Source organism: Methylobacterium frigidaeris, assembly GCF_022179185.1.
Lineage (GTDB): Bacteria > Pseudomonadota > Alphaproteobacteria > Rhizobiales > Beijerinckiaceae > Methylobacterium > Methylobacterium frigidaeris.
In genome coordinates, this window is the sequence record NZ_BPQJ01000003.1 from 211004 (window position 1) to 223077 (window position 12074).

At 71.6% G+C, this 12074-nt stretch carries 10 protein-coding genes; 8 read left to right on the plus strand and 2 right to left on the minus strand.

All coding sequences use genetic code 11. The features are described 5' to 3' along the window. The 7 genes from MFF64_RS04535 (at nucleotide 1) to ssb (ending at nucleotide 7161) form a co-directional block, all read left to right on the plus strand. Entirely contained in the window at nucleotides 1–1104 is a 1104-nt protein-coding gene (locus MFF64_RS04535; RefSeq protein WP_099907497.1) for a glycosyltransferase family 4 protein, read from the plus strand. Nucleotides 1105–1253: 149 nt separating this feature from the next. Beyond that, nucleotides 1254–1526: a hypothetical protein gene (locus tag MFF64_RS04540; protein ID WP_099907495.1), complete on the plus strand. Its 273-nt coding sequence runs from the start codon at nucleotides 1254–1256 to the stop codon at nucleotides 1524–1526. Between the two features lie 244 nt (nucleotides 1527–1770). After that, nucleotides 1771–3048 (plus strand): O-acetylhomoserine aminocarboxypropyltransferase, encoded by a 1278-nt coding sequence (locus MFF64_RS04545; protein ID WP_099907493.1) that lies wholly within the window; start codon nucleotides 1771–1773, stop codon nucleotides 3046–3048. 206 nt (nucleotides 3049–3254) lie between these two features. Then, the gene (locus tag MFF64_RS04550) at nucleotides 3255–4454 is read left to right on the plus strand and encodes a sensor histidine kinase (protein ID WP_238189800.1); all 1200 of its coding nucleotides are present in this window, start codon (nucleotides 3255–3257) and stop codon (nucleotides 4452–4454) included. A 240-nt stretch (nucleotides 4455–4694) separates the two neighbouring features. Then, entirely contained in the window at nucleotides 4695–5054 is a 360-nt protein-coding gene (locus MFF64_RS04555) for a response regulator (protein ID WP_048449488.1), read from the plus strand. A 25-nt stretch (nucleotides 5055–5079) separates the two neighbouring features. Further along, nucleotides 5080–6384: an O-acetylhomoserine aminocarboxypropyltransferase/cysteine synthase family protein gene (locus tag MFF64_RS04560; protein ID WP_099901766.1), complete on the plus strand. Its 1305-nt coding sequence runs from the start codon at nucleotides 5080–5082 to the stop codon at nucleotides 6382–6384. A 216-nt stretch (nucleotides 6385–6600) separates the two neighbouring features. Continuing rightward, nucleotides 6601–7161: a single-stranded DNA-binding protein gene (ssb, locus tag MFF64_RS04565; RefSeq protein WP_099902934.1), complete on the plus strand. Its 561-nt coding sequence runs from the start codon at nucleotides 6601–6603 to the stop codon at nucleotides 7159–7161. Between the two features lie 531 nt (nucleotides 7162–7692). Here the strand turns inward: ssb and MFF64_RS04570 are convergent. Continuing rightward, nucleotides 7693–9867 (minus strand): malate synthase G, encoded by a 2175-nt coding sequence (locus MFF64_RS04570; RefSeq protein ID WP_238189802.1) that lies wholly within the window; start codon nucleotides 9865–9867, stop codon nucleotides 7693–7695. A gap of 266 nt (nucleotides 9868–10133) precedes the next feature. Here MFF64_RS04570 and MFF64_RS04575 point away from each other — a divergent pair, with 266 nt between their 5' ends. Beyond that, the gene (locus MFF64_RS04575) at nucleotides 10134–10892 is read left to right on the plus strand and encodes a DUF2076 domain-containing protein (RefSeq protein ID WP_099901434.1); all 759 of its coding nucleotides are present in this window, start codon (nucleotides 10134–10136) and stop codon (nucleotides 10890–10892) included. A gap of 63 nt (nucleotides 10893–10955) precedes the next feature. Here the strand turns inward: MFF64_RS04575 and MFF64_RS04580 are convergent, their stop codons facing one another. Continuing rightward, nucleotides 10956–11882: a L,D-transpeptidase gene (locus MFF64_RS04580; RefSeq protein ID WP_438823056.1), complete on the minus strand. Its 927-nt coding sequence runs from the start codon at nucleotides 11880–11882 to the stop codon at nucleotides 10956–10958. Between the last annotated feature and the right edge of the window lie 192 nt (nucleotides 11883–12074).

A 12074-nucleotide genomic window follows, 5' to 3' on the forward strand; every position in this document is an offset into this window, starting at 1 on the left:
TTGCCCGCCGCCGAGCGTCCCGTCGTGGTGGTGACCGGCGCCCTCGCCCCCTACACCCAGGTCCTCTACCGCGCGCTCGCCGCCGCCCTGGGCCGACCGCTCACCGTGCTCGCCTGCGCGGGCAAGGAGCCCGCGCGCCAGTGGGAACTCGCGGCAGCGGACGGCTACGGCTTCTCGGTGCTGCCGGGCCTGCGCTGGCACCGGGACGCGGTGCGCAACCTGTACGTCAATCCGAGCATCGTCCCCCGCCTCGCCTCCCTGCGGCCGGCCGCTGTGATCCTCAACGACTTCTCGCCCACCATGGCGATGGCGGCGCTCGCGGCCAGAGTCCTGCGCATCCCCTACGCCATCCGCACCGACGGCGTGCCGGAGACCGATCCCGGCGCGCGCTCGCCGGCGCACCGGGCCTTGCGCCGGGCAATCGTGCCGGGCGCCGCCTTCGGCCTCGCGCCGAGCGAGGGCAGCCGCACGCTGCTCGCCGCCTACGGGCTCGCGCCCGAGCGAGTGTTTCGCGCGCCGCTCTTTCCGGCCTGGACGCCCGCGCCGCGCCTGCCCGATCCCGAGGCGCGGCCCTACGACGTCCTGTTCTGCGGCATCCTCAACGAGGAGGTGAAGGGCGCGCGCTTCTTCACCGACGTGATGCGGGCCTGCGCCGCTGCCGGGCGCCCCTTGCGGGTGCGGGTGGCGGGCGACGGCCCGCTCCGGGCCGAGATGGCGGCGCGCTTGGCCGAGGCCGGGATCCCGGCCCGGTTCGACGGCTACCTCGCGCAAGCCCCGCTCGCCGAGGCCCACGCGTCGGCCCGGCTGATGCTCTTTCCGAGCCGCGGCGACGTGTGGGGCATCGTGGTCAACGAGGCGTTGCAGAGCGGGACCTCGGTCCTCGCCTCGCCCCATTCCGGTGCCGCCCGCGAATGGCTTGAGGCGCGCGGCTGCGGCACGGTGCGGCCGATGGAGGTCGAGGACTGGGCGCGCACGACCCTGGCGCTCCTCGACGACCCCGGCCGGCGGGCGCGCGAGCGGGAGGCGGCCGAGCGTTCGCTGCCAGACTTCTCGCTCAATCGCGCGGTCGAGGCGTACCGGGAGGGACTGGCCTCGATGAGGTGATGCGGCGTGGGGTTGCTGTTCCCGAGGACTCCTCACTGTCGGCCGGTTCGTGCGCGAGCCGGATCTTTCGCCCGAGCTCGGCGTTGGCACGCATCCAGCGTCCGCGGCGGGACTCAGCGGCGCGTCCGGCAGAGGGGCATGATCGACCGATGAGACTCTCCCTGATGGCCGCCCTCGCCTTCTCCATCCTGGCGCTTGCCGGTGCCGCCGAGGCGCAGGGCATTCCCGGCGGCATCGACCGCGGGGCCCGCGAGGGTAATCGGGTCGGCGGACCGATCGGCGGCATCGTCGGTGGAGCGGTCGGCGGGGCCGTGGGCGGCGTCAACGGCGTGCTCGGCATCGATCCGGGCCGGCGCGCCTACCGCACCGGCCTGCCGGGGCGGCGGCATCACCACCATCGCCGGCACCGCCATTACCGCTGAGGTCGCGGCTGCATGGACCGGTATTCACCGGCTGCCCGTCCTGGCGCACAGGCAGATCGATCCTGGAGACCGATCTTGCCGCTCGGGACTGTTTTGTAGACGTTGCTTCTCCACACTGGCTCACAGCCGTCCCGGCGCGCTGATCCTTCGGGTTCTACTGTGCGGATCGACGGCCGTCCCCGCTTGACCCCCGCCGCGTAGGGGTCCTAAGCACGTCGGCCAAAGATCGACGCCCGAGGACGCCATGACCGACCGCCAGCCCGGCTTCAACACCCTCGCGATCCATGCCGGCGCGGCGCCGGACGCCGCCACCGGCGCGCGGGCGACGCCGATCTACCAGACCACCTCGTTCGTGTTCGACGACGTGGATCACGCCGCTTCGCTGTTCGGGCTGCAGGCCTTCGGCAACATCTACAGCCGCATCACCAACCCGACCAACGCGGTGCTGGAGGAGCGCATCGCCGCCCTCGAGGGCGGCACCGCCGCCGTCGCGGTCGCCTCCGGCCACGCCGCCGAGTTCCTGGTGATGCACGCCCTGATGCAGCCGGGCGACGAGTTCATCGCGGCCAACAAGCTGTACGGCGGCTCGATCAACCAGTTCAATCATTCCTACAAGAACTTCGGCTGGAACGTCGTCTGGGCCGATACCGACGACCCGGCCTCGTTCGAGGCGGCGATCACGCCGCGCACCAAGGCGATCTTCATCGAGTCGATCGCCAATCCGGGCGGCGTCATCACCGACATCGCGGCGATCGCGGCGGTGGCGAAGCGCCACAACATCCCGCTCGTCGTCGACAACACCATGGCGACGCCGTACCTGATCCGCCCGTTCGAGCACGGCGCCGACATCGTGGTCCACTCGGCCACCAAGTTCCTCGGCGGCCATGGCAACTCGATCGGCGGCCTGATCGTCGACGGCGGCTCGTTCAACTGGGCCGGCGACGCGCGCTACCCGATGCTGTCGCAGCCGCGGCCGGAATATGCCGGCATGGTCCTGTCCGAGACCTTCGGCAATTTCGGCTTCGCCATCGCCGTGCGGGTGCTCGGCCTGCGCGACCTCGGGCCGGCGCTGTCGCCGTTCAACGCGTTCCTGATCATCAACGGCATCGAGACCCTGCCGCTGCGGATGCAGCGCCATTCCGACAACGCCAAGACGGTGGCCGAGCACCTGAGCCGCCACCCGGCGGTGGCCTGGGTGAGCTATCCGGGCCTCGAGACCGACCGCTACCACCAGTTGCATCGGAAGTACTGCCCGCACGGCGCCGGAGCGGTGTTCACCTTCGGCCTCAAGGGCGGCTACGAGGCCGGCGTGGCCCTGGTGTCGAACCTGAAGCTGTTCTCGCATCTGGCCAATATCGGCGATACCCGCTCGCTGGTGATCCACCCGGCCTCGACCACCCACCGCCAGCTCACCGACGAGCAGAAGACCCGGGCCGGCGCCGGCCCGGAGGTGGTGCGCCTCTCGATCGGCATCGAGGACCCGCGTGACCTGATCACCGACCTCGACCAGGCACTGGCCTGAGCCGCACGGCGCGCGTCCGGCCGCGACCATCGCGCGCGGCCGGTGCGCCCTTCCGTTGCAGGAGGGCGGCACGTGAAAAGGTCCCGCACGCATTGCAGCCAAGCCTGTTCCCGTGATCTACTGGGAGCGTCCAGTTTCGGCGCCGGGTGAGCCGATCCGCGCCGGTCGGGACGCATGCCGCCCAGGCGGGTCTGGAGGCTGGTGTGATGGTCGCCCCCGACGCCGAACGTGCCTTCCATGATGAGACCGCGCGCCAGCACACCATCCGCGAGGAGATCGCCCGGCTGCGCGCCCTGCTGCGCGACGCGGCCACCGCGACCGGCCAGCCCAGGGGCGGGGAGCCCCCCATCGCCCCCGAGTGGGAGGCGCGCCTCGCCACCGCCGAGGAGCTGAACGCGCGGCTGCGGGCGAGCGAGGCCTTCACCGCCCGACTCCTGGCGGCGAGCCGCGACAGCATCCAGGTGCTCGCCCTCGACGGGACGGTGCAATGGCTGAGCGAGAGCGGCCGCGCCGCCGCAGGCAGCCCCGACGAGGCGGTGATCGGCACCGCCTGGGCTTCGTCCTGGCCGGAACCCGGCGACCGCACCGCCGCGGAGGTGGCGCTCGCCGCCGCGAGGTCCGGGCGCACCGGCCGCTTCCGCGCGCCCTCCGGCAGCCGGGGCTCGGGTGGCCAAGGGTCGGGCAGCCAAGACCGGCGCTGGTGGGACGTGGTGGTCTCGGCCATCCAGGGACCCGACGGCCACCCCGAGCGCCTGCTGGCGGTCGCACGCGACGTGACCGAGGCGCACCGGGCCGAGGAGCAGCAGGCCCTGCTGATGGAGGAGATGGCCCATCGGGTGAAGAACACCCTGGCGCTGGTCCAGGCGGTCGCCGCCCAGACCCTGCGCAGCGCCCCGACCCTCGACGCGGCGATGGAGGCGTTCAACGGCCGTCTCATGGCGCTCTCCGACGCGCACGACGTGCTGATCCGCGGCGCCTGGGCGGCGGCGGATCTCGCGGCGGTGGTCGAGGGCGTGATGGCGCCGCATATCGACGCGGTGGCCGGCCGCGTCGTCGCCGCCGGGCCGAGCGTCAGCCTCGGACCCCGCTCGGTCCTGACCCTGTCCCTGATGCTGCACGAACTCGCCACCAACGCGGCGAAGTACGGCGCCCTGTCGAGCCCGGCGGGCCGCGTCGCCGTCACCTGGGACCTCGCGGGCGACGCGGAGGCGGTGCTGCGCCTGTGCTGGCGGGAGAGCGGCGGCCCGCCCGTCGTGCCGCCGACCCGCGGCGGGTTCGGCTCGCGGCTGATCGAGCGCAGCCTCGTGCACAGCTTCGGCGGCCGGGTCAGCCTGCGCTTTCCCCCCGAGGGTGCGGTGATGGAGCTCGAAGCGCCGCTCGCGGCGATGCAGGACGGGACGGCGTAGCCGTCACCAGGACGGGACGGCGTAGCCGTCACCAGGATGGGACGGCGTCCCGGTCCGCTCCCTCCACCGGCCACGCTTGACCCACGGGATGCAGGCCCATAGGCAGCACCCTTCGGCCGCAACCTTTCGCCCCCGCCCGCATTGCCCGCGATGACATCCGACCTGGACCGACACGATCAGGCTTCCCGTCAGGAAGATCCCCGTCAGGATGAGCTGGACGCTCCTTGCGACGCCGCACCGGTGGTGCTCCTCGTCGAGGATGACGGCCTCCTGCTGATGGAGGCCGCCGACACCCTGGCGGAGGCCGGCTTCACCGTGCTGGAGGCGCCCCACGCCGACCAGGCGCTCAAGGTGCTGGAGAGCCGGCCCGACGTCGAGGTGCTGATGACCGACGTCGACATGCCGCTCGGTTCGATGAACGGCTTCGCCCTCGCCCGCCTCGTCTCCCGGCGCTGGCCGCGCATCCCGGTGCTGGTGGTCTCCGGCATGGGCAGCCCCGGCCCGCACGACATGCCGCCGGGCGCGCGCTTCATCCCCAAGCCCTACGCGCCCTCGGCCTTGGTGCGCACCCTCCACGACACCGTGCGCCGCGCCGCCTGAGCCGCCCCTTCCACGGACGACCTCGATGACCGATCCGACCAAGCTGCACTCCGCCGAGCTCCATTTCGCGACTCGGGCGGTTCATGCCGGCACCGCCCCCGACCCGGCCACCGGCGCCCGGGCGCAGCCGATCTACTTCACCAACGGCTTCGTGTTCGAATCGAACGAGCAGGCCGCCGACATCTTCGCCATGCGGGCGACGGGCTTCTCGTATTCCCGCGGCTCGAACCCGACCGTGGCGGCCCTGGAGCGCCGGGTCGCCTCGCTCGAGGGCGCCAAGGCGGCGGTGGCGGTGGCCTCCGGCCAGTCGGCGATGCTGCTGGTGCTGATGACCCTGATGCGCTCGGGCGATGCCTACGTCGCCTCGGCGCGGCTGTTCGGCGGCTCGCTCGGGCTGATGCGCCGGCTGGAGGGGCGCTACGACCTCGTGCCGCAATTCACCCGCGGGCTGACGCCCGAGGACTTCGAATCCGCGATCACCGACAAGACCCGGGCGATCGTCTGCGAATCGATCGTCAATCCCTGCGGCACGGTGATCGACCTCGAGGGCGTCGCCGCGGTGGCGCGCAAGCATGGCCTGCCGCTCATCGTCGACAACACGCTGGCCTCTCCGGCCCTGATCCGCCCGATCGAGCACGGCGCCGACATCGTGGTCCACTCGACCTCGAAGTTCCTGTCGGGCTCCGGCACGGTGATCGGCGGCATCGTCTGCGACGGCGGTCGCTTCGACTGGAAGGCGTCGGGCCGCTATGACCTCGTCAACGAGCCCTGGCCGGACTATGACGGCCTCGTCGTCTCCGAGCGCTTCCCCGAGACCGCCTTCGCCACCGCCTGCCGGCTGTTCGGCCTGCGCGACCTCGGCCCCGGCCTGTCGCCGATGAATGCCTTCCTGACGCTCACCGGCACCGAGACCCTGCCGCTGCGCATGGAGCGCCACTGCGCGAACGCCAAGGCCGTCGCGGCCTTCCTGAAGGACCATCCGAAGGTGGCCTGGGTGAGCTATCCGTCGCTGCCGGGCCAGCCCGGCGAGGCGCTGGCCAACCGCTACTCGCCGCTGGGGGCCGGCTCCATCTTCACCGTCGGCTTCAAGGGCGGCGAGGCGGCGGCCCAGAAATTCATCACCGGGCTCAACCTGATCTCGCACCTCGTCAATATCGGTGAGATCAAGTCCCTGGCGATCCACCCGGCGACGACGACCCACCGCCAGCTCCCCGCTGCCGACAAGGAGGCCGCCCGGGTCGGGCCGGACACCGTGCGGCTGTCGATCGGTCTCGAAACGGTCGAGGACCTGATCGCCGACGTGGCCCAGTCCCTCGACGCCCTCGGCTGAGCCCCGCACCGTCCGGATCGTCCCCGGGCGGCGCTTGCCTCATCACTCGAACAAATGTAGAACATGCTCCGGCCATCGGCATGTGTGTAGCGGGCAAAAAGGCGCCCCTCCCCTTGCCGGTCCCGGCCTGTTCGGCCCAACTCGCGTGACCGAAGCGGTGGTCCGCGGCGTCGGCCGGGCATGCGCCCGAGTGAGATGGAACGAGAGGAGAGCGTGATGGCGGGCAGCGTGAACAAGGTGATCCTGGTGGGCAATCTCGGGCGTGACCCCGAGACCCGCCGGCTGGCCTCCGGCGATCCGGTGGTGAACCTGCGCCTCGCGACATCCGAGTCCTGGAAGGACAAGGCGACCGGCGAGCGCAAGGAGAAGACCGAGTGGCACTCGGTCGTGATCTACAACGAGAACCTGGCCCGCGTCGCCGAGCAGTACCTGCGCAAGGGCTCGAAGGTCTACGTCGAGGGCCAGCTGCAGACCCGCAAGTGGCAGGACCAGTCCGGCGTCGAGAAGTACACGACCGAGATCGTGCTGCAGCGCTTCCGCGGCGAGCTGACGATCCTCGACGGCCGCGGCGGCGGGGCCGAGGGCGGCATGGCCGAGATGGGCGGCGACGACATGGGCAGCGGCCAGATCAGCCGCGGCGGTGATTACGGCGGCGGCGGCGGCCGCAGCAGCTCCGGCGGACGCTCGTCCGGGGGCGGCGAGCGGCGCCCGGCCCCGTCATCGAGCGGCGGCAACCAGAAGCGCTACGATGATTTGGACGACGATATCCCGTTCTAGGGCTCTGACGTCCGACTCGGTGTATTGATGGCGGCCCGGATCGAAAGGTCCGGGCCGCCGCCGTTTTCAGCTTCCAAACAACCACCTGATCGAACAGCCTCAGCCGCGGTCGGATGGTCGTTGGAAGGCCTCGCACCAAGCGCCGCTTTCAGGCCGATCTTCTCGACGCCGAAGGGCCGGCCGAGGTCGCCCGCGCCACGATGGTGGCTCCGATCCCCCGTCCCTGATGGGCCTCCTCGACGCACAGGAGATAGACGTCCGTGCTGGGCTGCGTCGGCGCCAGCGTCGGCTTATGGCCGGAGAGATAGACCAGCGCGGTACGAAGACGGTATCGTACCACCGGTTGCCGAGCCGTCCGGTCAGCGAAGGGTCGGATACGACGCGGGCGTCGCTCACGAACCAGTCCTCGGGCCATCGCGCCTCGGGCGGCGCGCCATGCTGCCGATCGCGGATTCACATCCCGGCAACAGCCGCACGTCGCGGCAAGTCTGAGAGCGCCCGGCCCTGAAGCCGGGCGCCCTCTCCCTCGTCTCAGGCCGGCGCGCCCGCGGCCTTGGCCTCTCGCCGCCGCGCGTGCAGCACGTACTCGGTGTAGCCGTTGGGCTGCACCCGGCCCTTGAACACGAGATCGCAGGCGGCCTGGAAGGCCGGGCCGTCGAAGCCCGGCGCCATCGGACGGTAGAGCGGGTCGCCGGCATTCTGGCGGTCGACCACCTGGGCCATGCGCTTCATCGTCTCCATCACCTGCGCCTCAGAGACCACGCCGTGGTGCAGCCAGTTGGCGATGTGCTGGGACGAGATCCGCAGGGTGGCGCGGTCCTCCATGAGTGCCACGTCGTGGATGTCCGGCACCTTGGAGCAGCCGACGCCCTGATCGATCCAGCGCACGACGTAGCCGAGGATGCTCTGGACGTTGTTGTCGATCTCCTGCTGGACGTCGTCGGGGGCGAAGTTCGAGCGGGCGAGCGGGACCTGCAGGATCTCGTCGAGAGCCGAGCGCGGCCGGCGCGCCAGCTCCTGCTGGCGCGCCTTCACGTCGATCTCGTGGTAGTGCAGCGCGTGCAGGGTCGCGGCGGTCGGCGACGGCACCCAGGCGGTGCTGGCGCCGGCCTTCGGGTGGGCGCCCTTCTGCATCAGCATGTCGGCCATGGCGTCCGGCGCCGCCCACATCCCCTTGCCGATCTGCGCCCGGCCGAGCAGCCCGCAGGCGAGGCCGACATCGACGTTGTTCTCCTCGTAGCCCTTGATCCAGGGCGTGCCCTTCATGTCGTTCTTGCGGATGACCGGGCCGGCTTCCATCGAGGTGTGGATCTCGTCGCCGGTGCGGTCGAGGAAGCCGGTATTGATGAACACGACCCGCTCCTCCGCCGCCTTGATGCAGGCGGCGAGGTTCACCGTGGTGCGGCGCTCCTCGTCCATGATGCCCATCTTGAGGGTGTTGGGCGCCAAGCCCAGCATCGCCTCGACGCGCGTAAACAGCTCGACCGCGAAGGCGACCTCCTCCGGCCCGTGCATCTTGGGCTTGACGATGTAGACCGAGCCGCGGCGGCTGTTGCGGATGCCCGAATTGCTCTTCAGGTCGTGGATCGCGATCAGCGCCGTGACGGCGGCGTCGAGGATGCCCTCCGGCACCTCGGCGCCGGACTCGTCGAGCACCGCGTCGGTGAACATGTGGTGGCCGACATTGCGCACCAGCATCAGCGAGCGCCCGGGCACCGTCACCTCGCCCTCGCCGCTTGGCGCGGTGTAGGTCCGGTCGGGGTTGAGCTTGCGCTCGAAGCGGCGGCCATCCTTCTCGACCGGGGCCGAGAGGGTGCCGTTCATCAGGCCGAGCCAGTTGCGGTAGACCACGACCTTGTCGTCGGCGTCGACCGCGGCGACAGAGTCCTCAAGGTCCATGATGGTCGAGACCGCGGACTCGACCAGCACGTCGGCGACGCCGGCGGCGTCGAAGCGACCGATCCGGTGGGTGCGGTCGAGCACGATCTCGACGTGCAGGCCGTGATGGCGCAGGAGCAGCGCGCTCGGCGAGCGGGCCGGCCCGCGATAGCCGGCGAAGGCCTCCGGCCGGGCGAGCGGGATCGTGTCGCCGGTATTCATGTTGCCGACGAGCTGGCCCCCCTCGACCGCGTAGGTCACCACGTCGGCGTGGCGGCCGCCGGCGAGCGGCAGGGTGCGGTCGAGGAAGGCGCGGGCGCGGGCGACGACGCGGGCGCCGCGGGTGCGGTTGTAGCCGCCGCCCCGGGTGGCACCGCCCTCCTCCGACACCGCGTCGGTGCCGTAGAGCGCATCGTAGAGCGAGCCCCAGCGGGCGTTGGCAGCGTTCAGCGCGTAGCGGGCGTTCGAGGTCGGCACGACGAGCTGCGGGCCGGCGATCGTGGCGATCTCGTCGTCGACGTTGTCGGTCCGCACCTGGACCGGGCCCGGATCGGGCAGGAGGTAGCCGATCTCGGTGAGGAACGCCTTGTAGGCCGCCTCGTCCACCGGCTTGCCGACCCGGTCGCGGTGCCAGGCGTCGATCTTCGCCTGGATCGCGTCGCGGGTCTCGAGCAGCGCGCGGTTGCGGGGGCTCAAGTCGCGCACGATGGCCGACAGGCCGTTCCAGAACGCCTCCGGGGCGATCCCAGTCCCCGGCAGGGCTTCCTCGACCACGAAATCGTGCAGCACCCGGGCCACCGACACGCCACCGACCGTCTTGCGATCCATCAGTTTTCCTCCCGCGGGCATCCGCACGTGCCGCGTCTTCGCCCCCCTTAACAGGGGATGCGGGCGCCAGAAAGCCGGGGCGCGGGCGCAAGCTCCCGGGGCCGGCCGAGATTCGGGGATGAGACGACCTGTCGAAAACGTAATGTAAGCCGAGGGCGAAAATGCTCCGCTCGGGCGTTCCCTCCCCGTGACAAATGCCGGCCCCCCTCCCATCTCGTGGGCGCTGGGCCGGGCCCGCCCGCCGGCAACCGAAGGAGTACGGCTCCATGAACAGCGAAGAACGCGACGTCATCAACGGCATATTCCAGCGACTGGAGCAGGCCGCGCAGCAGCCCCGCGATGCCGACGCGGAGCGCTTCATCGCCGACAAGATCCGCGCCCAGCCCTACGCCCCCTATGCCTTGGCGCAGCTCGTCTACGTGCAGGAGGAGGCGATCAAGAGCCTCAACCAGCAGCTCGAGCAGGCGCGGGCGGAAGCGCAGCGGGGCGGCCAGGGAGCCGGCCAGGGCTCCGGCGGAGGCGGCTTCTTCTCCAGCATCTTCGGCGGCGGCTCGCGGCCTGAGCCGCAGCAGCCGCCGCAGCGCGCCGGCGCCTGGGGCAACCAGGGTGGCGGCTACGGCCAGCCGCAGCCCGGCTATGGCGGCCCGCAACAGGGTTACCCGCCGCAGCAGCCCGGTTATGGCGGTCCGCAGCAGGGTGGTCCCTGGGGTGGCCAGCAGGCGCCGCAGCAGCGCGGCGGCGGCTTCCTCGCCACGGCCCTGCCGATGGCCGCGGGCGCGGCGGGCGGCATGCTGCTCGGCAGCGCGCTCAGCAACGCCTTCGCGGGCGGCCACTCCTCCCTCGGCAGCATGGCGGGCCTCGGCGGCGCCGGCGCCGCCGGCGGGACCACGGTCGAGAACAACTATTTCGGCAATGCCGGCGGCAGCGAGGATTTCGGTGCCCCGCTCGGCGGCGACGATGCCGGCTTCCAGGACGCCTCGTACGACGGCGACATGGGCGACGGCGGCAGCGACGACTGGGTCTGACCAGTCGCATCGTTCAGCCTGAACGGGGCCCCGCCGCGGCAGCGCGGCGGGGCCTTCTCGTTGTCAGATCACCATCACGCGGGCGCCGACCGGAACGCGCTCGTAGAGGTCCATCACGTCCTCGTTCATCATGCGGATGCAGCCCGAGGAGACCGACTGGCCGATCGTGTGCGGCTCGTTGGTGCCGTGGATGCGGTAGAGCGACGAGCCGAGATAGAGGGCGCGGGCACCGAGCGGATTGGCGGGGCCGCCGGCCATGTGGCGCGGCAGGTCGGGGCGGCGGCGCAGCATCTCGGCGGGAGGGGTCCAGTCCGGCCATTCGCGCTTGGCGCTGACCGTCTTCATCCCCGACCAGGTGAAGCCCGGACGTCCGACGCCGATGCCGTAGCGCAGGGCCCGGCCCCCGGGCTGGACCAGATAGAGGAAGCGGGACGGCGTATCGATCACCACGGTGCCGGGCCGCTGCCCGCCGTCATAGGCGACCTCCTGGCGCTGGAAGCGCGGGTCCATCGCCCGGCCGATCCCCTCCTCCCGGGCCTCAGGCATCGGCGCCGGGCGGCCGCGGGGCGCCTCGAACGGGTCGGGCGCGTAGGCTTGGGTGGCTTGAGGCTGGTACACTTGAGGCTGGTACACCTGGGCCGGTACCGGGTCGCCGGAATGCAGGGCGGCCCCGGGCGCGACCGGCGCGTAGCCGACTTGCGCGCCCGACGTGCCGGCGGCCGCGTAGCCCGTGGTGCGGGCATAGGCCGGCCGCGGCCCGTAGGCGTCGGCGGCGTAGCCGGCCTGCCGGTAGCCCCGGCCCGTCAGGATCGTGCCGTCCGGGGCGACCGGCATCGGACGCAGCGGGCGGGCCACGGCGGCCGGGTCCTGCCCCGTCATCAGGAACTCGATGAAGCCGCCGCCATAGGTTCCCGGCGCTCCTTGGGCCAGGGCCGGCAGGGCTCCGAGACCTGCTCCGAGACCGGCTGCGATCGCCCCGGCCAGCACCATCCCGCGCACCACCATCGCACCCGTCCCCGAACCCCGCCGACCGCCGGCGATGGCGGCAGGAGAGCAGGACGGCCGGGACCGGACGGTGAAGGAACGTGGTGAGCGTTTCGCTAAATCCTTGCGGCGAATCATTAATTCGGCCGCATCGTGAATCCTTCGTCACCGCGACCGCGCGATCCGGCAGGCATTCAG